The organism is Bacillus sp. GS3m_15504 (assembly GCF_055825275.1).
The window spans coordinates 2,694,976-2,719,334 of the sequence record NZ_JBVVNL010000001.1 but is presented as its reverse complement, the minus strand read 5'-3'; the positions used below and the strand labels follow the sequence as shown (position 1 = coordinate 2,719,334).

The following is a 24,359-nucleotide window of genomic DNA, read 5'->3' as shown; positions in this document are numbered from 1 at the left end:
AATGAGTCTTACAATCGATGGAAAAACGTTAAATGAATTGGGTTTAGCGCTTTTACCAGGGCATGAACATTCAGCCGCACCTTCTACACGCGATTATACAGTTACAATTCCAGGAATGTCTGGCGCATATGATTTCGGAGCTGATTTAGAAGTAAGGCCATTTACTTTACCATTACTAGTTAAACCGCAATCGATTTATGAATCAGCTCCAAAAATACGAGAGATCATGAAGACTTTTTTCGACCCATATGGAAAGCCGAAGACTGTAAAGTTAATATTTGATTATGAACCAGATAAATATTACAAGGTAAGGTATAGCGGTAGTTTAGATACAAATCGTTTTAAAACAATGACTAATCTTGTTATTCCATTAACAGCGTTTGATCCACACGCATACTCAGTAATTGATACATCAGATGATGTCTTATGGGGGGATGATATCCCGTTTCTTTCAGATATACCTTTTGGAATTGAAAATTTTCAATATAACGTAACAGGACCGTCGTACTTGCGAGTTGAAAATTTAGGTTCTCTTGTTGTTCGTCCAGTTATCGAAATAACAGGGAGTACAAGTTCTATGACTCTTACCGCTAATGGTAAGAGTTTTTCTGTTGGCGGATTTCCTGAAGGAGCAGAACTTCTAATTGATAGCACACATTATGTTGTGATGAAGGATGGACAAAATTATATCCACAAGATGACAGGAGATTTTTTAGAATTAATGCCAGGTGCAAATACAGTTGGTGTCGGCGGTACTAGCTTAAACATAAATATTACATTTAAATTCCGCGCGAAATACATGTAAGGTGGTGATTATATGGCTGATGCACAAAAGTTATTACCAACGGATAAGTTACGAGAAGGTTATCCGAAGATTAATCAAGCGATAGACAATGCAAATACAGCTTTAAATAAAGTAACGGAACCAATTGGAACTGAAAGATTAAAACCTAATTCAGTAACAAAAGAGAAAATGGCAGATGGGGCGGCATCTACATCTATTATTGACGATAAAGCCGTAACCGCTACTAAAATTGATGAAAAAATAGTGGATATTAGACATATGGCGACGCCTGTTACTTATATCACACCTTCTAAAAATTTAATTGATAAATCGCGAATTAAAGTAGGTTATTACATTGGTGCTGGAACAGGGAACGAGAATCCAAACTCTAGTTATAGTGCTAGTGATTTTATTTTCATTAAACCAAGTACTTCATACACACTCACGCCAGCTGATCAATTAGCTTTTTACGATAAAAATAAGAAGTATATAAGTGGTATTACTGGAGTAGCCGCAACTAAAACATTTACCTCTACAGCGGATGCGTATTATATCCGAGTATCGATTGTAAAGGGAAATGAAAGCAAAGTTCAACTTGAAGAAGGTGGATATGCTACCACTTATGAAGTGTATAAAACTCCAGTCGCCATAAAAAACGTTTTACAAAAAGATGTAATCACAGATCTTTTGTATCACATTATGAATCCTTTCAAAAGAATAAAGATAAAAATTATTGGTGACTCCATTACAGCCGGTGTCGGCGGGACAGGTTACTCACCAACAGGTGAATTAATGTTTATTGATTCGACTGGTAAAGAGCAAAGAGCGAATGTGGAAGATGCCATTTGTTGGGCAAATATGTTGAAGAAGTACTTAGAAGAAAAGTTTAATAAAGTCTTTCTGGTAGATTTATCTCATCCTGAAATTAAATTAGGATCATATGATGGTAGTTTCATTCAATATGATTCTACAGTAGGAACAGGTTATCAATATCAATTTCCAAATAAACAGGCTGGCTGTAACATGTTAGAGTTTACATTTTACGGCGAGTCTTTTTCTGTACTTATTTCTAAAGCCGCATCAAGAGGTATGTTTGATGTATATATTGATGGTGTAAAAAAAACAACAATTGACACTTATGATTCTAGTTTTACACAATTTACTCCTGTTGATGTTACTGGGTTATCAAATGATTATCATAAAGTGAGATTTGTTGAAACGGCAAGTAAGAACGCCTCATCCACAGGGACAACGATATACATTCAAGGTTTAAAAATACCGCAAACAACAATCGTTAAAAACTGGGGTATTAGTGGTAGACAATCTCGTCACTTAACTTATGACGGAACGAAATGGGTTGAAGCAGATGATGATTTCATCTTATTGCAATTGGGAACAAACGATAGGCAGCGTGATCCATATGGATATACACAAGAGCATCAACGAAATTTCATTAACTATGCAAGAGGACAAGGTAAGAAGGTAATTATGATGGCATCTATCCCAGCACCTACAGCAAGTGAAACATCTTATTCGTATGCTTGGCATATGGAGGATATTAATAATAAACTTGTAGCTTTAGCACATGAAATGCAAGTTCCATTTATCAATAATTATCACTTTATGATTGATTATTTAATGTATACGGAAAAAGACCTTAATTCTTTACTAGCAGATGGACTTCATCCTAATGATGTTGGATATGAATTAATGTTTAAAAATTTAATGAAGCATCTTGGCTTTGGTTATAAAGTGTGGTGAGATTATGAAACATTTAAGAATTTATGATATTAAAATGAATCTAGTGGCTATTTTGGAAAATGCCTATAAGATTGGTTATGAAAAAGAAACTAACAATTTGTGGACTTTCTCCTTTTCATTACCTCTTGATGATCCAAAACGTTTCGAGGTTAAGCCAAAGTATTTTATTGAACTGTACGACCATGATAAATATATTGGTAAATTCATTGTTAATCCTAAAAAGACAGTCAAAAACGAAAGTGACCAGAGCATAACGTACAATTGTGAGCACGTTTTGAGTACATTCCACTCAGACGTGCTTTTTCGTTACCATCAAAAAACGAATTGGACCACAAAAGATGTACTTCAATACCTTATCGATCAACAAGAAATAAAGCATTGGAAATTAGGAACAGTAGCGTTTACAAAGTATTTTGAGTATGCATGGGAAAATGAAGATTCGTTATTAAACGCACTTATAAGCGTACCTAAACCATTTAACGAATCATATTTGTGGACGTGGGATGATACGAAATATCCATTTACACTTAATTTGGTTCGTGCAACAGATGAAAAAATAGATATCATTCGATATGGAAAAAATTTAAAAGGTATTGAAAAGGAGGAAGACCCAACAGGGTTAATAACAAGAATTTACCCGTTGGGTTCTGGTGAAGGTGTAAATCAACTTGGTATTGAGAGTGTGAATAATGGCGTACCGTATTTACAGGCAGAACAATCTATTATTGACCAGTATGGTATTCACAAACGTATATGGGTTGATAGAAAGTTTGAGAATGCACAGTCATTAAAGGCATCTGCACAAGGTTTGTTAGATAGATATAAAAAGCCGCAAGTCACTATATCTGTAGATTGCATAGATTATGAGCTGATTGATCCATATAAGCTTGTAAAATACGATATTTCAAAAGTAGTAGGCGTGTATGACGAAGACACTGATACAAATGATGATTTACGCATTATGAAAATCACAAAATCAGATATCTATGGTGATCCATCAAATATACAATTTGAAATTGGGAATGTTCGTGATGATATTGGGACGACAATTACTGATTTACAGAAAAAACAGTTGGTCAATGATACATATTCCCAAGGTAGCACTAATATTGACAGTCAACCATTTCAAGATAACTGTGATCCAAATCATCCAGCTATTATTAGATTTCAAATACCTAACGATGTGAAGTATGTGAATGAAATGATACTCACATTTGAAACATTAAAATTTAGGGCGTATGAACGAGCGATTAAAGGCGGGGGAGCTGTGGTAGCTTCAACTTCAGCTGGTGGCGCAACAGTTGGTTCGACTAGTTCAGGTGGTGGTGTGGTCGGAACAACTTTAGCAGGTGGAGGAGCTGTACAAACAAGTAGTTCTGGCGGTGGTATTGTTAAAACATCGAGTGCTGGTGGGGATCATGTCCATAAGATGTTTGACGGTGCGGGAATTGTTGGTTTTGAACCTGAAACAAAAGGAATGTACACAGCTTATTCCGATCCAGGGAGAAATACAATGGCTACAATGTACGCAAGAGGAACAGGGAGTGACTTATACACGTATAGTTCTAGTGGAAATCATACGCATGAAACAACATTGCCGAACCACACTCATACTACTACTATTCCAAGTCACGCACACTCAATGAATATTCCAAATCATACACATGATATTAATATACCAAACCATACGCATGAAATAGCATTACCAGACCATACACATGAAATTGAATTTGGTATTTTTGAATTATACGAAACACCATCAAAAGTGATGATTGAAGTTGATGGGAATAGGTTACCGTTTGATTCAATAAGAGGACAAGATATAAATTTAATTCCCTATTTAGCAAAAGATAAGGATGGGAAACTTCAACGTGGCCGTTATGTTGAAATTAAAATCACTCCAAATAGTTTAGCGAGGATAAACGCCACTGTTACAGGTCGTCTTTTTATCCAATCAAGAAGCGGTGGAACGTTTTAATATAAATTAACGAAAATATAAAAAGAGTTGGAGACAATATGCAAATAATTAAAATCATTACACATAGTGGAGAGCAACATGTTGTAAAGGTAGAAAAATATGAGGTGGAAGATGCAATTAAGTTAAATGAACAGCTGAACAGTAATGAAGTAATGACTGTTTTGATTGGATCGTTAATTTTTTCTAAGATTGAAATTAAGCAAGTGATACCGATGAAAGAAGAAACTAAAGAGCAGTTATAAACGGGTATTTTTTATTTTTAGAAAAGGAGTGTAAAGATGGAACGAATTGATGTATTAATGAAATCATTTGTAGCCGCGTCTGGTGGCTTTTGTGGATACTTTTTGGGAGGATGGGATACGACATTGAAAGTTCTAGTTATTATGGCAGCTATCGACTATATTACAGGAGTATTTGCAGCTGGATACAACGGAGAGTTGAAAAGCAAAGTTGGTTTCAAAGGCATTGTCAAAAAGGTAATGCTTTTTCTTTTGGTTGGAGTGGCAACTCAGTTAGATACAGCGCTTGGAAGCAATAGTGCTATTCGTGAAGCTACAATCTTTTTCTTTATTGGAAACGAGTTACTTTCACTTTTAGAAAATGCTGGTCGCATGGGAATACCACTCCCACAGGCTTTGACAAACGCAGTTGAAGTTTTAGGCGGTAAACACAAACAAGAAGATAAAAAAGGAGATGTTCAATAATGGGTCATATTGTAGATATTTCTAAATGGAACGGTAATATTAATTGGGATGTAGCAGCACCAAAATTGGATTTAGTAATTGCAAGGGTACAAGATGGTTCAACAACTGTAGATCATATGTATCAAGGTTATGTATGTGAAATGAAAAAGCGCGGGGTACCATTTGGGAACTATGCGTTTTGTCGTTTTGTATCTGAAAATGATGCACGTGTAGAAGCCCGCGACTTCTGGAATCGCGGTGACAAAGATGCATTATTCTGGGTTGCTGATGTGGAAGTAAAAACTATGGGAGATATGAAGGCAGGTACGCAAGCATTTATTGATGAATTACGAAAACTTGGAGCTAAGAAAGTCGGATTATATGTAGGCCATCATACTTATGAGCAATTTGAAGCCCATACTATTTTAGCAGATTTTGTTTGGATTCCTCGTTATGGCGGGAACAAACCGGGATATCCATGTGATATCTGGCAATACACTGAAACAGGAAATGTGGATGGAATCGGTAAATGTGATTTGAATTATCTAATAGGTAGCAAATCTTTAGCGTGGTTCACAGCTGGTCATATAGGAGGAGTCGTACCAGAAGCAGGAAACCGCGTAGTTTCAAAGGTAGCCCAATTACGATTTTATTCTAAACCTTCTTGGGAAGATAAAGATGTCGCTGGATTTGCAACTGAAGGCAACGGATTCGAAATTATTGATAAAGTAATAGCAAATGGATCTCCACAGTACAAGGTAAAAAATTCTAAAGGTCATGTTTACTACATTACAGCTAGTTCTAAATTTGTTGATGTGAAGTAAAAAAGCCGTCATTCGACGGCTTTTTTTATTTGTGATTATTTAACAGTGACAAATTTTTTGAAGAATTCTGCTCGTTTAGCTTTAGTGTATACATATGGATTGTTAAATTTATTAGTCCAAGAATTATCGTTAACTTTTAAAGATTCAATTTTAAATCCGAGGTATGTATTTAAAGTATTTCTATCTAGGTTGATATTATATGTTTTTCCTTCAAATGGAAGAGTCATTTTTACTGAGTTTAAAGCATGAAAATGTCTTAGTAGTCTTGCAGGTTCACCAACAAATAATTTCTCGATAGCATCTCCGGTTGAAAAGTATTGCTTGTATTGTTCCTCCGTAGTAGTACTATCAGCGTGTGCAGATTTGTAAGCTGCGAAAGAGTCATAATATGTAATTTCAGCATTGTTATTGTTAACTTTTATTTCTTTAATGAAGTTCCCGCCTTTGATAGACTTTGCATAAGTAATAAATTCTGCCTCAGCCACTACGCTTTTTTGCTGATCTGGCCCTTCTTTAGATGTTTCTTTTTTAACTTCATGTTTTTGTACGGACTTATCTTTTGCCTCAGTTTTCTCTTCTGTAGAACCACAACCAGCTAAAAGTCCTAGAGATAGTCCTGCTACAATTAATTTTTTCATAGATTTATTCCTCCAAGTTGATATTAATAACTGTATCATTATATCAAACATTGGGGACATTGGTATTATTTATCAAGTAATTTATAATTCTGCTGAAATAAGTGAATTTATCATGCTGTATTTTTACTCCATGTTTAATATTCATACACACTTTTTAATAAATTTGAAGCCAATAGTAATCTCCTGTTCGTTATTTAATTCTCTACCCCTCAGTTTTAATATGATTTATAGCTCTATTGTGAAGTCTAACAACCTTCCAGAACCCTCAAATCATTTTAGATTCACTGTAAAAAGAGTTTTTAAAAGTAATACAACGTTCTGGTATTCAATGGCTATAAGGATAGCTTTTTAAAATGTAATAAGATTGTGAGTGGCGAACTTCGATGAGGAATTTTTTAATAAAAGTTATCTAATGTAGTTTAATTAAGAGGCTATTTTTTGCTCACATTTTGCTCACAAATGTTATAAAAACACGCGAAAAAATATGAATTATATTTTTATAATAAGATATAACGTAACAAATAAAAAGCGACACAAATGCTTGTATAACAGGCACTTGTGACGCTTTTATAGTTTTATTTAATAAAAAATAAACAACCCTAAAACTGTTCATTCTTCTCCCAAGATTCTACAATATAATGCGCAATCGTAGGATTAAAGCCTTTCCCAACTAAAAACATAATAGCAGCGACTTCTGTTAAAGCGTGTTTATGTGATGTATGTTTTGCTTCATTTAAACCGTAATCTACCCAAGGTTTTACGAAATCTAGTACAGGTTTTTTTAAAGGTAAAAACTGTGTACCGACAACTTGTTGAATTTGTTGTTGCGTTGGTTCTGTAATTGGTCCAGGTGGTAAGATTTGTGGCTGTGTAATATCTAATGTTGGTCCAGGTGGTAAAATTTGTGGTTGTGTAATATCGAATGTTGGCGGTTTAGGTGGTGAGACACGTGCGTCGTAGTTTGGTTGATACATTTGTTGTTGGTATTGAGTTTGTTGTGGCTGAGTTGGGTATGGGTTTTGTTGAAATTGTTGTTCTTGAGTTTGTGGTGTTACATATAGATTTTGTTGATATTGAAGTTCCTGATTTTGTGGTGCTGCATATGGATTTTGAGGATATTCATAATTTGGACGTGTGTCGTATGAGTTTTGTTGAAATTGTTGTTCCTGAGTTTGCGGCGCTGTATATGGATTTTGTGGATAATCAGCTTCTTGATATTGCGGTGTTACGTATGGATTTTGTTCATATTGTTGCTCTTGCTGTTGTAACTCTTGTTCTTCATATTGTTCTGTATATCTTTGTTCTTGTTGCTGAGGGTAAAATGGTTGCCTTGGGTAAGGGGGTTGATTATTATAGAACATATTTATTCCTCCTTCATGATGATGCCTACCACCTAGTGTATGGGCGGACAAGAAAATATGTGATGAAAAAATGCGGGCGTGTTACAATAAGTAACTGGGTGAAGATAAAATGACAAAACAAGAAAAGATAGAAAAAACAATTACGTTTGTAAAACATATTTTAGAAAAAGATGCGAGTGGGCATGATTGGTATCATATTGAGCGCGTACATAAACTGGCGATTTCTTTATCTGAGCAAGAAGGAGGAAATCGTTTTATAATTGAAATGGCAGCATTACTTCACGATGTAGCAGATGAAAAGTTAAATGAAAGTGAAGAAGCAGGAATGAAAAAAGTTTCTGATTGGTTAGAAGAGTTACATGTTGAAGAAGAGGAAAGTAAGCATGTTCTTCATATCATCGCCAATATGTCTTATAAAGGTGGTCATGGCGGTAAAGTGGAGTCAATTGAAGGGAAGATTGTTCAAGATGCAGATCGTTTAGACGCTCTTGGTGCAATTGGAATAGCTCGCACATTTGCGTATGGCGGGGCGAAAGGGAGATTAATGTATGATCCAACTATTCCTCCTCGTGAAGCGATGACGAAAGATGAATATAGAAAAAATAATGACCCATCTTTAAATCATTTTTATGAAAAACTTTTAAAACTAAAAGACTTAATGAATACGAATGCAGCAAAACAAGAGGCTGAAGTTCGGCATCGTTATATGGAACAGTTTATTGAACAATTTATGAAAGAGTGGAATGCACAAATATGAAAATGTTAACTGTGGAAAACTTATCAAAATCATATGGAGAAAAACCGTTATTTGATGGATTATCATTTAGTATTGCAGAAGGACAACGTGCCGGAATTATCGGTGTAAACGGAACTGGTAAATCAACTTTATTAAAAATTATTGCAGGGGCAGAAATTCCCGATACAGGTGATATGACTCATTCACGTGGATATACAATTAGTTATTTATCACAGCAGCCGGAGTTTGATGAGCAATTAACAGTATTAGAACAAGTCTTCCATGGTGATACACCTTTAATTCGTCTTCTTCGTGACTATGAAAAGGCGCTATTACATATCGAAAAAGATCCAAGCAATGAAAAAGTACAGGAACAATTATTTGCAGTGCAACAACGTATGGACGCAATGAGTGCGTGGGAAGCAAATGCGAACGCAAAATCGTTATTAACGAAATTAGGAATTACTGATTTCACAGCAACTGTTGGAAATTTATCAGGTGGGCAGAAAAAACGTATTGCGATGGCGCAGTGTTTTATTGAAACACCGGACCTATTAATTTTAGATGAGCCTACGAACCATCTTGACCATGAAACAGTTGAGTGGTTAGAGGAATATTTAGCAAGGTACACAGGTGCAGTATTACTTGTAACCCATGATCGTTATTTCTTAGATCGTGTGACGAATCGTATTTTCGAATTAGATAATGGAAAACTGTATAGTTATGAAGGGAATTACAGTACGTTTTTAGAAGCGAAAGCACTTCGTGAAGAACAAGAACTTGCGCAAGAATCAAAACGTCAAAACTTATATCGCCGCGAATTAGCATGGATTCGCCGTGGTGCAAAAGCTCGTTCGACTAAGCAAAAGGCACGTATTCAACGTTTTGATGAGCTAAAAGGTCAAGAAGGCCCAGCTGCCAAACAGTCTGTTGATATTGCACTTAGCGGTAGCCGCCTAGGGAAAAAAGTACTTGAGTTAAAAGATGTAACGAAAAAATTTGGTAATAAAACGGTGTTAAACAACTTTAATCATATCGTGAAACCAGGCGATCGTATCGGAATTATTGGAGCGAATGGAAGCGGGAAATCTTCGCTATTAAATATGCTTGCAGGTAAAATATCTCCTGATAGTGGTGAAATTGAAGTTGGGCAAACAGTAAAAATCGCTTACTATACGCAAGAAAATGAAGAAATGAATTTAAATCAACGTATGATTGAATACATTAAAGAAATCGCGGAAGTTATTCATACGACAGATGGAAAAGTAATTGGTGCGTCTCAAATGTTAGAACGTTTCTTATTCCCGCCGCATTCACATGGTACACCGCTTGGCAAATTATCTGGCGGTGAAAGAAGACGTTTATACTTATTACGTATACTAATGGGAGAACCGAACGTACTATTACTGGATGAGCCTACGAATGATTTAGATACACAAACATTAACGGTGTTAGAAGATTATTTAGAAGATTTCCCAGGTGTCGTTTTAACTGTATCGCATGACCGTTACTTCTTAGATAAAGTAGTAGATGAATTGTTCATCTTTACGGGAGAAGGAGAAGTGCGCGAATTTCTAGGTAGTTATACGGATTACTTAGAAATGGAAAAAACGAGAGAACTTATTGAGAAAGCGGAAGTACAGAAAGAGAAAAAAGTAGTAGAAGAAGCTCCGAAACAACAACGTAAGCGTAAACTTTCATATAACGAGCAGCGCGAATGGGAAACTATTGAAGATACAATTGCGGAACTTGAAGAAAAACTAGAATCAATTGGAGAACAGCTTGCGAATGTTGGTTCTGATTTCACAAAAGCACAAGAATTATCTGAAGCACAGCAAAAAACAGAAGAAGAGCTAGAAAAAACGATGGAAAGATGGAGTGAACTATCCGACATTGTTGAAGGATTAAAATAAAAACAAGCTGCATATATTGAAAAGTAAAGAGAAAAACTTTACACTATTGGTAGAACCTATTTTAGGAGGGAAAAAATGAGAACATCTAATCCAATGTTGAAAAAAGAGGCATTCCGTAAAGAGGGAGCAAGCGCTTCTGCAATGACTATTGGCGGAACAGTAGGCAAAACGTTTATTATGCTTATCTTGCTACTTGCAACGTCTGTCTATTCATACATACAGATGATGGAGGGTACGATGAAGATGCCAGTATTAATTGGTGCTTTAATCGTTGCGGCAATCATCGCATTTGCGTCTATGTTCTTCCCACGTATTTCACCTTTTGGTGCACCAATCTATGCGGCAGTAGAAGGGGTTGTATTAGGTAGTATTTCAGCGGTTTATACAATGAAATTTGGCGATTCTATCGTTTTAAATGCTGTTTTACTAACAATCTCAATTCTATTTGCAATGTTAGTGTTATATGCAACGCGCGTAGTAAAAGTAACGGATAAATTCCGTACAGGCGTGATGGCAGCAACACTTGGAATTATGGTTATGTATTTAGTCGTATTTCTACTAAACATGTTTGGTGTAACTGTTCCGTACATTCACCAAGGTGGTACAATCGGTATTATTATTAGTGCAGTTGTTATCGTAGTTGCTGCATTAAACTTATTACTAGATTTCGATTTAATCGAAAATGGTGTACGTAGTCAAGCTCCGAAATATATGGAGTGGTATACTGCAATGGGACTAATGCTTACATTAGTTTGGTTATACTTAGAAATTCTTCGTTTCGTTTCTTACTTTACGAAAAATGACTAATAAAAAATCCTGCATGAAAAATGCAGGATTTTTTTATTTTCAAAGATAAATTGATGATGTGGTATAATATGGATGTTGGTAACCTTAAATTGAAGGGGATGGAATATGATGAAAGAGAAGAAAGGGATTATGAAAAAATTATTTTCTAAAAGTTTTTTCATAGAACTAGATGATGCTTTAACGTATCCATCGGGAGAAGTTATTACTTCAGCTATTGAAAGTTATGCAGCTGAATGTAATGAACAACTTAAATTTGAGAGTAAAGTGAAACCGATAACTTTTTACTTAGAAGAAGTATTATATCGTGTGGAAATCAAGATGGCCCGCGGAGGATATTACATTTCATGCAGTGAAGTATAATTTTTTGAAACCTTACATGTTTAAAGTATGTAAGGTTTCTTTTTTGTTTTTATAAGATATAAAAATATATTTTTTATTATAAAGTATATTATTTTAAGCTTTTTACCCTTCACACATTTTTCTTTACAATGAAGAAAAATATGTGAGGTGGTATAACTATGATGAATCGAGTTGTATTAATCGGTAGATTGACAAAGGAGCCAGAATTATACTACACAAAACAAGGCGCCGCTTATGCAAGAATATGTATTGCGGTGAATAGAGGATTTCGAAATAGTTTAGGTGAACAACAAGTCGATTTTATTAATTGTGTCGTTTGGCGAAAATCGGCTGAGAATGTAACTGAATATTGTAAGAAGGGGTCACTTGTTGGGATTACAGGGCGTATTCAGACGAGTAATTACGATGATGAACAAGGCAAGAGAATATATAGAACTGAAGTTGTGATTGAGAGTATTACCTTTTTGGAGAGAAGGCGGGAGGGGGCATCGTAATAAAAGGTGATTTTAAGTAATAGCTTCGGAAAAAATTGTGGAAAGTATTTTAATAAACTTAAAGAAGGGATACCGCCAGCTTTTTTGAAAAAACAAGTAAAGAGTATACAAAATGTTATGACGCTTTTTGGCTAATCCAGTAACAAACGAGAACCGTAAAACCCATCACAGGATAGGAATGTATAAAAAGATGAATCAAGTGATAGAAAATAAAAAAGGAGGATCCCTTCGGAGCGTAAGGAATCCTCCTTTTTGTTGCTACCGATAACGAAAATTATGTACATAAGTTATCTATATGGCCAGCTTATTATATTTTGTTGCTTAGCGTGTTTTTTCAAAAATACTGGCGATGCCTCAAGAAATGGATAAAAAATAAAAATCATCGGAAACGAAAGCTTTTAAAACCTCATTCCTAATTTGAAATGTAAAAAGAATAAAATAGTATGGTAGCGGGAAGAAAGTAGTAAAAATAAGCATTCGAGTAGGAGTATAGCGTGATAACATGTTACAATACAGCTAAGAACACGCAATAAAGGAGAGTTTTTTACGTGAAGATTAAAGCAATTGAACCGACGCCAAGTCCAAATACAATGAAAGTTATTTTGAATGAAGTATTACCATCAGGAGCGCGTAATAATTATACAAATGAAAATAAAGAACAAGCACCAATGCAAGTGCAAGAAATTTTGAAAATTGAAGGCATTAAAGGTGTATATCATGTAGCCGACTTTTTAGCGGTGGAGCGAAATGCAAAGTATGACTGGAAAGTTTTATTACAACAAGTTCGTTCTGTTTTCGGCGAAGAAGTAGTAGAAGAAAGTGAAGAACAACAACTTGCTCATTTTGGAGAAGTGAAAGTGTTTGTTCAAATGTTCTTTACAATTCCAATGCAAGTAAAGTTAACAGATGGAACGACGGAAGAACGTGTTGGTTTACCAGATCGTTTTAAAGAATCAATTATGAAAGTTCAAATGTCTGCACCAAACGTTGTAAAAGAGCGTAAATGGGTGGAACAAAGTACACGTTACGGTAATTTTGAAGAAATCGGGAAAGAAGTAGTAGAAGAAATTGTTGCTGCTTATTCAGAAGAACGTGTAAATGAAACGGTAAAAGAATTATTAAATCAGGCGGGTGCTGTTGAAGTAACGATTCAAAAGCGTGAGCCATATAAAGTAACAGAAGAGATGATGAAAGATGCTGACTGGAAAAATCGTTTTGCAGCATTAGAACAAATGGATCCTACAGAAGACGATATTCCAGTGTTGAAGATGGCGTTAGATGATGAAAAAGTTTCAATCCGTCGTTTAGCAACAGCATATTTAGGTATGGTAAAAGGTGATGAAGTATTACCGTTATTATATAAAGCACTATTAGATCGTTCAGTAAGTGTACGTCGTACAGCGGGTGATTGCTTATCAGACGTAGGTGACCCAGCAGCGATGTTCGTTATGATTAAATCTCTGAAAGATTCAAGTAAATTAGTACGCTGGCGTGCAGCGATGTTCTTATTTGAACTTGGAGATGAAAGTGCGATTCCAGCATTAAAAGTAGCGCAAGATGATCCAGAGTTTGAAGTAGCGATGCAAGCACGTCTAGCATTAGAGCGTATTGAAGGCGGAGAAGAAGCAAAAGGTTCTGTATGGAAACAAATGACGGAGTCTCGTAAAGGGGAATAATGTATGATTGTTTTCTATGATAGTTGGTGTCCGATGTGTACGGCGGTTGCAGAACGTACGAAAAAATTAGATAAAAAGGGTAAGATGAAATTTGTTTCATTTCGAGATGAAGATGTAGTTGAGAAGTATGAGCTTTCTCAAGAACTACAAAGTAAGATGGAACAAAGATTGTATATTTTAAAAAATAATAAGTGGTATGACGGCATTCATAGCATATATGTATTAGCAAAGGCCGTTCCATCTTATTGGTTTGCCGTGCCTTTTATAAAGTTATCTATCGTACTTGGATTTGGAAGTAAAGTATACGATTATATCGCTAACAATAGAAAACTTGTTCCAGTTGGACATTGCCGCGAAGGGATTTGTGAAATCCCTACAAAAAAATGAAATCATCGTTATCTTTCTTTTGCACCTATTAATAGAGCGTGATATGATGAATTTGGAATGAAAGTTGAAGGAGAGATTACAAGATGTCAAATGCTTATGAAGAATACATGCGCCAAATGGTAATCCCAATGCGCCAAGAGTTAGTGCGTTCTGGGTTTGAAGAGTTAACTACAGAAGAAGCTGTAACAGAATTTATGGAAAACGTAACAGGTACAACTTTAGTAGTTGTAAACTCTGTTTGTGGTTGTGCAGCTGGTTTAGCACGTCCATCAGCAGGTCAAGCGGTTGTTCGTGCTGAAAAACAACCTGACCATCTTGTAACTGTATTCGCAGGTCAAGATAAAGATGCTACTGCAAAAATGCGTGAATACTTCGGAGAAATTCCTCCATCTTCACCATCAATGGCATTATTAAAAGGAAAAGAAGTTGTTCACTTCATTCACCGTCATGAAATTGAAGGTGCAACTATGGACGAAATTATTACGAACTTAGAACAAGCTTTTGAAAAGAATTGCTAAAGAAGGGGGAGAGTAAATCTCCCTCTTTTCTTTATATAGAGGTGAAAAAATGATAGTAACAACAGCAGGAAGAACGAACAAAGAAATGACAGCTTATGCAAAGCAGGTAGCGGCAGAATTAAATAGTAATTTCGTTATACGTAATGACATACCGGTACATAAACTGCATGAACAGTATGAACAAGATGTACTTGTCGTAGGGAAGAACCGATTAGCTATTTATCCGAAAGGTACGGAAGAATCGTTTTTCTTTCATCCGAACTCAGCGATGTTTCGTGTGAAAAGGTTAATGCGCGGAGAACACGATCCGTTTGTACAAGCCACGCAATTAGAGAGAGGAATGACAGTGTTAGATTGTACGCTCGGGATGGCATCAGATAGTATTGTAGCTAGTTATATTGTTGGTGAAAGCGGAAAAGTAACAGGACTTGAAGGCAATGAGTATATGGCTTATTTTATGGAAAATGGTTTGAAAACATGGTCTTCATCCGTTTCTGAAATTGATGAAGCAATGCAACGAATTGATGTAAAGCAAACGGAGCATTACGCATTTTTAAAACAATGTGAAGATAATAGCTATGACATCGTTTATCTCGATCCGATGTTTGAAGAAACTGTCATAGAATCTGACGGAATTAAAGGATTAAAACATTTCGCTTTGTATCATGATATTACTGATGAAACAATTGCGGAGGCGAAGCGAGTGGCGAGAAAGCGTGTCGTATTAAAAGATCATTTCCGTAGTTCTAGATTTGAAAAACACAATTTTCACGTATACAAAAGAAAAAGTGCTAAGTTTCACTTTGGTGTAATTGACCCTTGCTAATTGTTTGAAAAGATGTATAATAAGCAATAATTAATTAAATATACTGTCTGTGATGAAGAGAGTAGTCTTTTTTAGAAGGAAAGCGAGCTAGGGATGGTGTAAGCCTAGTACGGAAGAAAAAGATGAAGCGCACTTCGGAGATGCTTCTTGAACGAATAGTAGAGTAAGCCGAGGCCCCCTGTCCTCGTTATAAACGGGAAAGTGGTTCGTAATGAACAACAAGGGTGGTACCACGGGTTCAAACTCGTCTCTTTTTTAGAGACGAGTTTTTTGTGTTTTAAAAAATAAGGAGGTTAAATTATGGATTATAAAATGCATTTTGCGGAAAGTTTATCTAATATTTTCACGAATGAATTAACGCAAAAACAAATTTTAGATTTAATTGAATCACCGAAACAAGATGAATTTGGAGATGCAGCGTTCCCATGCTTTTCATTAGCGAAGCAATATAAAAAAGCACCGGCTATTATTGCAAAGGAAGTTGCACAGAAATTAAGCGATCCATTTTTTACGAAAGTAGAAGCTGTTGGTCCTTATGTAAATGTATATTTTAATCGTGATACAGTAAGTGATGCAGTATTAAAAACGATTTTAGCGGAGAAAGAAGAGTATGGTCAAAATTATTTTGGATGTGAAAAAACGGTCGTTATCGATTATTCCTCTCCTAATATCGCAAAGCCATTTTCAATGGGGCATTTACGCTCTACAATGATAGGAAATTCATTGAAACATATCGCTGAAAAATGTGGGTATGAAGTTGTAGGAATTAATTATATTGGAGACTGGGGAACACAGTTTGGAAAGTTAATTACGGCTTATAAAAAATGGGGAAATGAAGCAGTAGTGAAAGAGGATCCAATACGTGAATTATTTAAGTTATATGTTCAATTTCATGAAGAGGTAAAAGACGACGAAGAATTAGAAGAAGAAGGACGCGCTTGGTTTAAGAAATTAGAAGAAGGTGATGAAGAAGCTGTTGAGCTTTGGAATTGGTTCCGCCACGAATCCTTAAAAGAATTTTCTCGTATTTATGAACTTCTCGGTGTGGAATTTACTAATTTTCAAGGAGAAGCTTTTTATAATAATTTAATGGAAGACTTTATTGGGATTTTAGAGGAACATGATTTACTTGAAGAGTCAGAAGGCGCATTAGTCGTTAATTTAGAAGAAGAGGGCATGCCGCCTTGCTTAATTAGAAAATCAGATGGTGCGACGATTTATGCAACGCGTGACTTAACAGCAGCACTATATCGTCAAAACACATTTGGTTTTGATAAAGCGTTATATGTAGTTGGCCCGGAACAAAGTTTACACTTCAATCAATTTTTCACTGTATTAAAAAAGTTGGGCTACACTTGGGTTGATGGAATGGAACATGTACCGTTTGGGTTCATTTTAAAAGACGGTAAGAAAATGTCCACACGTAAAGGAAGAGTTATTTTACTCGAAGAAGTACTCGAGGAAGCAATTGACCTTGCAAAACAAAATATTGAAGAGAAAAATCCAAACTTAAAACAAAAAGAAGAGGTAGCAAAACAAGTCGGTGTCGGGGCAGTTATTTTCCATGATTTAAAAAATGAGCGTATGCATAATATCGAATTCTCATTAGAAAATATGCTGAAATTTGAAGGTGAAACAGGCCCGTACGTACAGTACACACATGCACGTGCTTGCTCTATTTTAAGAAAAGAAAGCGTAGAATTTGAAACGTGTACATTTGCATTAAAAGATGATTATAGCTGGAGTGTTGTAAAATTACTCAATAAATTCCCACAAGTAATTGAAATAGCCTTCAACAAAAATGAACCATCGGTTATTTCGAAATACGTATTAGATGTAGCGCAATCGTTTAATAAATATTATGGAAATGTGCGTATATTAGATGAAAACGCCGAAAAAGACAGTAGACTGGCATTAGTGTATGCTGTGACGGTTGTATTAAAAGAGGGGTTACGTTTACTTGGGGTGGAGGCACCTGAGGAGATGTAACATAGTAATAAACTGACAAACTGGGTTTAGTATATAAACCTGGTTTGTTTTTTATTTGGATATATAATTAATTTTCAAAATCAATTAAAATCTTTTTAGAGAGGAGGATTTATATTGATTCGAAATATGATTTTACAAATTCCTTGTCATAGAAGATCAGATAGAAGTTTTCTTAAACTACAAAAATACATACCTTTATGTGCGCGTTGTACAGGCATGCTTATCGGTATATTAATGTTTCCAATTTATTTTTATATAACACTTTCATTTCTTTTTGCAATTATACTATCATTTTCTGCTCAAATTCCGTTACTTATTGATGGATTTACCCAAAAGTGGAAATGGAGAAGTAGCACAAATTTACTAAGAGTAACTACTGGTGTATTAAGCGGTAATGGTATGGGGTTATTTATTTCATCAAGTGTTATTTGGATATTATCTTAAGGTATATAGTAACGGAGGTATTTACATAGATGTTCTGGATTTACTTAATTCTAATTTTTATTTCAGGTGGAAGTGGAATTGGTTTTATGATTCAAAATAAGTATACAGAAGCAATAATAGCTTTTACTATTTGTATACTATTGTTTGGGCTACTGTATTATTATCTTAAGAGAAACAAAAGAAAGAGAAAAGCAGATTGTGGCGATTTAGATTGTACGGATTGTTTTGATTGTGATTGTACTTGTTAAATTTTTCTTCCAAATAAAAAGCTAGTGTATTTTTAATAATACACTAGCTTTTTGCTTTGAAATTTTAAGAAAAGTGTAGGAATACGACTATTATATAGAGAACTTTAGTTTTGTATATAAAAGGAGGCGTTAGACGTTGGAAACGTATGATTGGAACAGTAAACTAACTTATTTAAAAAATACAAGAGATTTATATTACAATGACGATTATGTAAGCTTTTTAGTAAATACAGTTTGGAGAATCACTAAGCCAGTACATATCGTTGATTACGGTTGTGGATATGGTTATTTAGGCTTAATATTAATGCCATTACTTCCAAAAGGATCAAAGTATACAGGCATTGATAGCGGGGGAACATTACTTGCTGAAGCGAGAGAATTGTTTCGTTTACTTCCATATGAGACACAATTTCTTGAGGGAGATGCTACAGAAATTGAATTGAACGATACATATGATATAGCAATCTGTCATGCCTTCTTATTACATATGAGTTCACCAAAAACGATGCTACAAAAAATGATGCATTCAGTTAAAAAGGGTGGAAAAATAATCTGTTTTGAACCACATTGGATATCAAATATGTCTTCATACTTTTTAGATGGGGAGAATCAATCGGAAATTATTAGGTTAGGCACTTTGCAGAAGTTATTTGAAAGTGACACACAGAGAAACGGAAAAGATGGAAATATCGGCATGAAAATACCGATATATTTAAGTGAATTAGGTGTGAAAAATATTGAATGTAGAGTAAGTGATAAAGTGAACTTTTTAGATTCTAATATGCACCATAATAGTAAAGCGAAGTTGTATCATTCATTAAAGGAAGAGGGGATTGCGGAGAATCCAGGTGATAAACAGCAATTTATAGGACGTTTAATAGACAGAGGATTAACATATGATGATGCGCTAGCTCAATATGAAGCTGAACTACAATTTTTTAAAGCATTTCATATACATTCTTCATTAGTATACGCTCCGAATATGAAAATTACATTTGGTGAAATAGTATGTTAAAAGGTAGTAATACGATGAAAAATGTCGATAAGTCGATATTCGACATATAATCGCTGATATATTTTAAGAATCGGTCGATATATTTTGGAAATCGCCGATAAAATGAAAAAATCGCTGATATATTTGAATTATCGCTGATATAATTTCATGTACTGATTACAGCTATATAAAAATAAGATCCACATGTTACGTTATTCCATATAATCAAACAAAATATGGAGAAAAACAATCATTTCTACTATATTTTGTTATAAATTTGAATAATATTAATTAATACCATCCATTATAGGAGATTTTAGTTGAATACATACAATATGATGTGTAAAATCTAAGCAAGTAGCAGTATAAATAAATATTCGAGGTGAATACATGCTAGATTTTAAGCAGTTAGATGCTTGTTTGAAAGACAAGAGATTTATAGATGGATTACAGGAAATAAATAATAAAATTTCATATATAAAAGAAAAGAATACTTTATCTTATGTGAAGAATTGGCTTGCTAATATTTCTTCACATAAGGAGTTTGATATATTAATTCGCCTTACTGATGAAGGGCTTATGCACCAATACAGTTCATTCCTCATTCGCTACGCCTATAAAAAATTCCCAAATATGAGAACACTCTCTTTATATTGTGATGAGTTAATTGATGAGCGGAAAATTCTTGAAGCAGAACAGTTGTTAAAAGACTCATTAGAAGAGGTAAATAAAGAAGAAATTGAAGTTGATCTTTTAGCGAAAACATATTTTACGTTAGTACGATGTTTGTTGGAAATGAAACGAAATGAAGAAGCTCTTTATTATATGAAAAAGGCAGAGGAGTACAGTGAACGTGCCGTATTTGATAAATGGGGCTACGTCTATATGCATACAGGTGAATGGGAGAGAGCAGAAGAACAATTTATAGCTGGTATGCAGCATAAAGATTGCGAAGAGTTATCTACCTATTTATTATCACAGTTATATGCGAATAAAGGAGAACAAAAACGTGCATTGCAGCTAATTGATGATGCGATTGTAAAGTTCCCGCAAGTACCATATTTTCATTTTGAAAAGGTAAAATATTTATTAGATTTAGGTAAGTATGAAGAAATGTTAGCGGTAATAGATAACATAAATAATCAACTTCCTTATCATGCGTATAAAGCTTATTTTGTACATTTACGTGCAGAAGCGCTTTACAAAATGAATAAACTTGTAGATTTACAACAGTTATTACAAGAAGAAAAAAGTTTAAAAGGGTCTTTATATCATAATTTAGCAAAAAATCCAGATGGAAAAAAGGTTCACTTACCAATAGTTCCAATTGTACAAAAGGATAATTATTGCGTACCAACAAGTTTAGAAATGATGTTGCAAATTTGGGGAGAAAAACGGACACAAGATGAAATAGCAGAGTTTATTTTTGATATGACAGGCTCGAAGTTTTCAGATACTGTTTCTTATTTAGAAGAATTAGGTTATGAATATCGTTATTTTAAAGGGAATGTAGAAAATTATAAGAGATTGTTAAATCAGGGGATCCCCGTATTATTAAGTATAGATATTGAGCATGCTTCACATGTACAAGTACTAGCTGGATATGATGATACATTGCAGGCCTTTTATGTTCAAGATCCGAACTTTATAGAGCCAGTTATTGTGGAATATAGTAAGTTACAAGAAAAATATCGTTATACAGGTTGTTTAGCAATTACGTTTGTTCCGCAAGAAAAGAAGGAACAATTATCATTTTTAAATGAAGAAGAAAATGATTATTTCAAATCTATTTTTTCTTTAACGGATCATTTAGATGAACAAGATAAAGCTGGGATTCATAACTTAGTACAATTTTTAAAAGAGACGAGTGATAATCCGAATACGTGGTTATATACAGTTAAGCACTTAGATGTTGAAGTAGATAAAGAGTTTATTATATCTTGTATTGAAAAGTTAATGGAGAAGTTTCCTAACTCAGATTTTGTTAAATTACATGGTGCACAGTGCTTTATTCGCCTTGAAGAGTTAGAAAAAGCTGGGTACATGCTTGCGAGTGTTGAGAAGAAAAATAATCGTGCATTATATCATTTAATAAACGGAAGGTATGCTTTTGAGCAGGAAAGTTATATAGAAGCAATTTCAAGTTTTCGTTCCTCGTTACAATTAGACGCGGATCAGCCGATTGCTTGGAGTTTTCTCGCTTTATCGTATATGTATATTGATCAGTCTGAAAAGGCGTTGCAGTTTTCTCAAGTAGCTTTAGAGCGTAGCCCGGAACGATTCACTTTAACGAATCACGGGTTAATATTAATAGATTTAGAAAGATATGAAGAAGCGTATGAAATCTTTAATGATTTGTTAAAAGAATACAAAAATGAAGCACATGTATGGTATGAGCGAGCGAGATGTGCGCATCATTTAGGGAAATTATATTTAGCAATAAAAGGGCTTAAAATAGCAATTCATTTGGATAGTAATGCACCTTATATTTATACAAAACTTGCGGAAATATACGAATCTGATTTGAAGGATGAAGAAAGGACGAAAGAAGTTTTATTAAAAGGTATTGAGAAGTGTGATGATAAGGCACCTCTATACGTAAAACTTGGTGATTACCATTTCCAAAATGATAGTCTGGAAGAAGCAGAAACATTGTATACTCGTGCTTTGGAAGAAAATCATGATGATGTTTATTCTCACTTCGGACTTACGCAAGTTTATATGGCAAGAGAACAATATAAGGAAGCGAAAGAATATATTCTCAGTATTGAAAAACAAATTGAAAAGAGCCAAGATTTCCTTATGAACGCGGGAATGGTTTTATGGGATGCTGAGGTTGAACTTGGTGGAAGTGAAGAAGGATTTAAAGTAGCATTGTCTAAGTTAGAGAGTGGTATAAAGCAGAGCGAATATAATGTAGCAAGTGCGTTAGATGAATATGTGAATCGAATTAAAGGAACCGTATTTGTACAACGAGGAATAGCATTCTTAAGAACGATACACAAAGAAAGAAATGAAGTAAGTGAGTACGGTTGCTATATAGGTATTTTATATGAATCTATTGGACAGTACGGCCAAGCGATGAAAAGATATAATAAGGTGATAGAACAAAAGGAAACGGCATTACCGTATTACCGAATTGGTGAAACACTTATGGCATTAGGGCAATTGACGGAAGCAAAACAAGCGTATGAAACATGTTTAGAACTTGATGGGAATTTCGTCGGTGTACATTTACAGCTTGCAGAAATATACGAAAAAGAAGAAAATCGTTCTAAAGAACAAAGTCATATGGTTCAGGCGATGAAAGAAGAGCCGTTGCATATTAATATGGAATATTTGGCACAGCTTTCAGTAGAGATGAATCTTCAGGAAGAGTTGCTGACTGAACTAGAACAATTAGCAGACGAAGTACCTGAAATATGGCGATTAGATGCGATTGCATACGTGTATGGAGCGATGGATGAAATAGATAAAGAACAAGCGCAGATTGAAGAGGCACTAAGATTAGATGGCGAGCATACAGAAGTTTTATATCATTATGCAAAAGTATTAGTGAAAAATAGAAATGCAAAAGCAATTGAAATTGCAATGAAGGTTATACAAAAAGATGTAAATAATGAACGTATATTTGATGTATATGTAAAAGCGATAGAACAACATAAGAAATGGTCTAACATACGAGATTTTCTTCATACACTAAAAGTGAAAAAAGCTGAAAGAAGTATGGCATTTGTGTATGCAGCATCTGCGGTGACGGAAAGATGGATTGAACGTCAACAAAATGAACAGCCGAAGAAATCCATAATTACAAGAGCTTTTTATCGCATGAAAAACCGTGCGAAAGAAATTTCGATTATTACTACAATCATTGATTTATATGAAATCTCATTAAAGTTAAATCAAAAAAATAGTATGGCAGCGCAGCGATTTGCACTATTTTACGAGAATGTGGCGATGTATAAAGAGGCGATAGATGTACTGCAAACATCATTAGAAAGTAAATGGGATTACGATGTAGCGAAGCAACTTGTAAATCTTTTCATAGAGTGTGATGAAGAGGATATGATAAGGGATGCGTCGGAATTAACGAAGCAAATGGTTCGAGAGTTACCAGATGATTACGATACTCTTCTTCTGCATGCGCAAGTATTGTTTAAAGCAGGGGAAGAAAGAAAAGCAGAAAAGATTACCTTACAATTAACGGAGCAAACACCGTTTGTAAGTAGAGCGTTTCTTGCTTTAGGAGAAATATATCAAAGTCAAGAACGGTTTGAAGAGGCAATTCAAGTATTAGAAAATGCTTCTATACATCATCCGAATGAAACAGCAATTCTTCTTTCTTTAGCATCTTCTTATCATGGTGCCGGACAAACGATACAGGCAGAAAAAATAACAAATGAAGCATTAAAAATTGATGAGAGTGATTTGTTAGCAAGATATGATCGTGTTTGCTATTTAGCACAGTTAAACAGAATGGAAGAGGCGAAGGTAGAACTTGAAATTGTACTTCGTGAGGATGAGTCAGGATTTTTCGCTGAACTTATCGAGGATGATGAAAATTTAGTAGCATTGCGAGAATTTGAAAAATAATTGTATAAGAATAGGGAAAAAGGAAACAAATAAAAATATATTTTGAATTAGTTGACAATTAGTTTCCAAATGGCATAAAATAGCTTTTAACAAAGTATACAAATCTGAAGACGAGAAAGAGTAAAATAGTGTACTGTTCCCCAGAGAGCCGGTATGTTGCTGAAAGCCGGTGTACAGATGTTATTTGAAAATCATCTCCGAGGAGCCGAGGCTGAAAATAAGTAAGCTCGGACGGGTGTCTACCGTTACAAGGAACACGTATGATCGTACGTTGCTAAGTGCTATTAGTGAAGAACTAATAGAATTAGGGTGGTATCGCGGGTAAACCCGTCCCTACTTTATAGG

The 24,359-nt window shown here is 34.8% G+C and carries 22 protein-coding genes and 2 other annotated features; of the genes, 20 read left to right on the top strand and 2 right to left on the bottom strand.

The genetic code is table 11. The annotated features are described in order from the left end of the window. The first annotated feature begins 1 nt into the window (after window position 1). The 6 genes from AC0L0O_RS14275 to AC0L0O_RS14250 are packed head-to-tail and all read left to right on the top strand — an operon-like array spanning window position 2 to window position 6,030. A complete protein-coding gene (locus tag AC0L0O_RS14275; RefSeq protein WP_428888736.1) occupies window positions 2–805 on the top strand; it encodes a phage tail domain-containing protein in 804 nt (267 codons plus the stop codon). A 12-nt stretch (window positions 806–817) separates the two neighbouring features. After that, on the top strand, window positions 818–2,545 hold the full coding sequence (locus AC0L0O_RS14270; RefSeq protein WP_428888737.1) for an SGNH/GDSL hydrolase family protein: 1,728 nt from the start codon (window positions 818–820) through the stop codon (window positions 2,543–2,545). A 4-nt stretch (window positions 2,546–2,549) separates the two neighbouring features. Next, entirely contained in the window at window positions 2,550–4,523 is a 1,974-nt protein-coding gene (locus tag AC0L0O_RS14265; RefSeq protein ID WP_473785827.1) for a phage tail spike protein, read from the top strand. A gap of 38 nt (window positions 4,524–4,561) precedes the next feature. Then, a complete protein-coding gene (locus AC0L0O_RS14260) occupies window positions 4,562–4,765 on the top strand; it encodes a hypothetical protein (protein WP_428888738.1) in 204 nt (67 codons plus the stop codon). A gap of 36 nt (window positions 4,766–4,801) precedes the next feature. Continuing rightward, window positions 4,802–5,227, top strand: coding sequence for a phage holin family protein (locus tag AC0L0O_RS14255; protein WP_428888739.1), 426 nt, complete (start codon window positions 4,802–4,804; stop codon window positions 5,225–5,227). Beyond that, window positions 5,227–6,030: a glycoside hydrolase family 25 protein gene (locus tag AC0L0O_RS14250; RefSeq protein WP_428888740.1), complete on the top strand. Its 804-nt coding sequence runs from the start codon at window positions 5,227–5,229 to the stop codon at window positions 6,028–6,030. The genes AC0L0O_RS14255 and AC0L0O_RS14250 overlap by 1 nt, the downstream gene beginning before the upstream one ends. A gap of 35 nt (window positions 6,031–6,065) precedes the next feature. On the opposite strand, the gene AC0L0O_RS14245 is transcribed toward AC0L0O_RS14250, so the two are convergent. Further along, window positions 6,066–6,668, bottom strand: coding sequence for a hypothetical protein (locus tag AC0L0O_RS14245; RefSeq protein ID WP_428888741.1), 603 nt, complete (start codon window positions 6,666–6,668; stop codon window positions 6,066–6,068). Window positions 6,669–7,267: 599 nt separating this feature from the next. Further along, the gene (locus AC0L0O_RS14240; protein WP_000499706.1) at window positions 7,268–8,029 is read right to left on the bottom strand and encodes a hypothetical protein; all 762 of its coding nucleotides are present in this window, start codon (window positions 8,027–8,029) and stop codon (window positions 7,268–7,270) included. 109 nt (window positions 8,030–8,138) lie between these two features. Here AC0L0O_RS14240 and AC0L0O_RS14235 point away from each other — a divergent pair, with 109 nt between their 5' ends. The 14 genes from AC0L0O_RS14235 to AC0L0O_RS14170 all read left to right on the top strand — a co-directional run bounded on the left by AC0L0O_RS14235 (window position 8,139) and on the right by AC0L0O_RS14170 (window position 24,014). Further along, window positions 8,139–8,786, top strand: coding sequence for an HD domain-containing protein (locus tag AC0L0O_RS14235; RefSeq protein ID WP_000165938.1), 648 nt, complete (start codon window positions 8,139–8,141; stop codon window positions 8,784–8,786). Then, window positions 8,783–10,678 (top strand): ABC-F family ATP-binding cassette domain-containing protein, encoded by a 1,896-nt coding sequence (locus AC0L0O_RS14230; RefSeq protein WP_000783201.1) that lies wholly within the window; start codon window positions 8,783–8,785, stop codon window positions 10,676–10,678. Before AC0L0O_RS14235 ends, AC0L0O_RS14230 begins: the two co-directional genes overlap by 4 nt. Before the next feature lie 75 nt (window positions 10,679–10,753). Next, the gene (locus tag AC0L0O_RS14225) at window positions 10,754–11,485 is read left to right on the top strand and encodes a Bax inhibitor-1/YccA family protein (RefSeq protein ID WP_001260645.1); all 732 of its coding nucleotides are present in this window, start codon (window positions 10,754–10,756) and stop codon (window positions 11,483–11,485) included. Between the two features lie 105 nt (window positions 11,486–11,590). After that, window positions 11,591–11,845 (top strand): DUF4318 domain-containing protein, encoded by a 255-nt coding sequence (locus AC0L0O_RS14220; protein ID WP_000975125.1) that lies wholly within the window; start codon window positions 11,591–11,593, stop codon window positions 11,843–11,845. 158 nt (window positions 11,846–12,003) lie between these two features. Next, window positions 12,004–12,339 (top strand): single-stranded DNA-binding protein, encoded by a 336-nt coding sequence (locus AC0L0O_RS14215; RefSeq protein WP_000982007.1) that lies wholly within the window; start codon window positions 12,004–12,006, stop codon window positions 12,337–12,339. Between the two features lie 548 nt (window positions 12,340–12,887). After that, complete coding sequence (locus AC0L0O_RS14210) at window positions 12,888–14,015, top strand: conserved virulence factor C family protein (RefSeq protein WP_072180510.1); 1,128 nt, start codon at window positions 12,888–12,890, stop codon at window positions 14,013–14,015. Window positions 14,016–14,018: 3 nt separating this feature from the next. Continuing rightward, complete coding sequence (locus AC0L0O_RS14205; RefSeq protein ID WP_000634879.1) at window positions 14,019–14,402, top strand: thiol-disulfide oxidoreductase DCC family protein; 384 nt, start codon at window positions 14,019–14,021, stop codon at window positions 14,400–14,402. 83 nt (window positions 14,403–14,485) lie between these two features. After that, complete coding sequence (locus AC0L0O_RS14200) at window positions 14,486–14,920, top strand: BrxA/BrxB family bacilliredoxin (RefSeq protein WP_000063713.1); 435 nt, start codon at window positions 14,486–14,488, stop codon at window positions 14,918–14,920. 49 nt (window positions 14,921–14,969) lie between these two features. Next, a complete protein-coding gene (locus tag AC0L0O_RS14195; protein WP_000637435.1) occupies window positions 14,970–15,746 on the top strand; it encodes a class I SAM-dependent methyltransferase in 777 nt (258 codons plus the stop codon). Between the two features lie 40 nt (window positions 15,747–15,786). Further along, window positions 15,787–16,001, top strand: a binding site (T-box leader). Window positions 16,002–16,046: 45 nt separating this feature from the next. Next, entirely contained in the window at window positions 16,047–17,735 is a 1,689-nt protein-coding gene (argS, locus tag AC0L0O_RS14190; RefSeq protein ID WP_000384894.1) for an arginine--tRNA ligase, read from the top strand. A gap of 114 nt (window positions 17,736–17,849) precedes the next feature. Beyond that, window positions 17,850–18,179 carry a DUF2085 domain-containing protein gene (locus AC0L0O_RS14185; RefSeq protein ID WP_000620803.1) on the top strand — a complete coding sequence of 110 codons (330 nt, stop codon included), beginning with the start codon at window positions 17,850–17,852 and terminating at the stop codon, window positions 18,177–18,179. 29 nt (window positions 18,180–18,208) lie between these two features. Next, window positions 18,209–18,427, top strand: coding sequence for a hypothetical protein (locus tag AC0L0O_RS14180; RefSeq protein ID WP_000498599.1), 219 nt, complete (start codon window positions 18,209–18,211; stop codon window positions 18,425–18,427). Window positions 18,428–18,563: 136 nt separating this feature from the next. After that, window positions 18,564–19,442, top strand: a complete 879-nt coding sequence (locus AC0L0O_RS14175) for a class I SAM-dependent methyltransferase (protein ID WP_000451291.1) — start codon at window positions 18,564–18,566, stop codon at window positions 19,440–19,442. A 369-nt stretch (window positions 19,443–19,811) separates the two neighbouring features. Beyond that, a complete protein-coding gene (locus tag AC0L0O_RS14170; protein WP_072180188.1) occupies window positions 19,812–24,014 on the top strand; it encodes a bacteriocin-processing peptidase family protein in 4,203 nt (1,400 codons plus the stop codon). Between the two features lie 98 nt (window positions 24,015–24,112). Next, window positions 24,113–24,352, top strand: a binding site (T-box leader). The last annotated feature ends 7 nt before the right edge of the window (window positions 24,353–24,359 follow it).

Bases quoted from the DNA above. Each gene is read 5' to 3' on its own strand.
- AC0L0O_RS14275 (WP_428888736.1), top strand. From the start codon at position 2: ATGAGTCTTACAATCGATGGAAAAACGTTAAATGAATTGGGTTTAGCG.
- AC0L0O_RS14270 (WP_428888737.1), top strand. From the start codon at position 818: ATGGCTGATGCACAAAAGTTATTACCAACGGATAAGTTACGAGAAGGT.
- AC0L0O_RS14265 (WP_473785827.1), top strand. From the start codon at position 2,550: ATGAAACATTTAAGAATTTATGATATTAAAATGAATCTAGTGGCTATT.
- AC0L0O_RS14260 (WP_428888738.1), top strand. From the start codon at position 4,562: ATGCAAATAATTAAAATCATTACACATAGTGGAGAGCAACATGTTGTA.
- AC0L0O_RS14255 (WP_428888739.1), top strand. From the start codon at position 4,802: ATGGAACGAATTGATGTATTAATGAAATCATTTGTAGCCGCGTCTGGT.
- AC0L0O_RS14250 (WP_428888740.1), top strand. From the start codon at position 5,227: ATGGGTCATATTGTAGATATTTCTAAATGGAACGGTAATATTAATTGG.
- AC0L0O_RS14245 (WP_428888741.1), bottom strand. From the start codon at position 6,668: ATGAAAAAATTAATTGTAGCAGGACTATCTCTAGGACTTTTAGCTGGT.
- AC0L0O_RS14240 (WP_000499706.1), bottom strand. From the start codon at position 8,029: ATGTTCTATAATAATCAACCCCCTTACCCAAGGCAACCATTTTACCCT.
- AC0L0O_RS14235 (WP_000165938.1), top strand. From the start codon at position 8,139: ATGACAAAACAAGAAAAGATAGAAAAAACAATTACGTTTGTAAAACAT.
- AC0L0O_RS14230 (WP_000783201.1), top strand. From the start codon at position 8,783: ATGAAAATGTTAACTGTGGAAAACTTATCAAAATCATATGGAGAAAAA.
- AC0L0O_RS14225 (WP_001260645.1), top strand. From the start codon at position 10,754: ATGAGAACATCTAATCCAATGTTGAAAAAAGAGGCATTCCGTAAAGAG.
- AC0L0O_RS14220 (WP_000975125.1), top strand. From the start codon at position 11,591: ATGATGAAAGAGAAGAAAGGGATTATGAAAAAATTATTTTCTAAAAGT.
- AC0L0O_RS14215 (WP_000982007.1), top strand. From the start codon at position 12,004: ATGATGAATCGAGTTGTATTAATCGGTAGATTGACAAAGGAGCCAGAA.
- AC0L0O_RS14205 (WP_000634879.1), top strand. From the start codon at position 14,019: ATGATTGTTTTCTATGATAGTTGGTGTCCGATGTGTACGGCGGTTGCA.
- AC0L0O_RS14200 (WP_000063713.1), top strand. From the start codon at position 14,486: ATGTCAAATGCTTATGAAGAATACATGCGCCAAATGGTAATCCCAATG.
- AC0L0O_RS14195 (WP_000637435.1), top strand. From the start codon at position 14,970: ATGATAGTAACAACAGCAGGAAGAACGAACAAAGAAATGACAGCTTAT.
- argS (WP_000384894.1), top strand. From the start codon at position 16,047: ATGGATTATAAAATGCATTTTGCGGAAAGTTTATCTAATATTTTCACG.
- AC0L0O_RS14180 (WP_000498599.1), top strand. From the start codon at position 18,209: ATGTTCTGGATTTACTTAATTCTAATTTTTATTTCAGGTGGAAGTGGA.
- AC0L0O_RS14170 (WP_072180188.1), top strand. From the start codon at position 19,812: ATGCTAGATTTTAAGCAGTTAGATGCTTGTTTGAAAGACAAGAGATTT.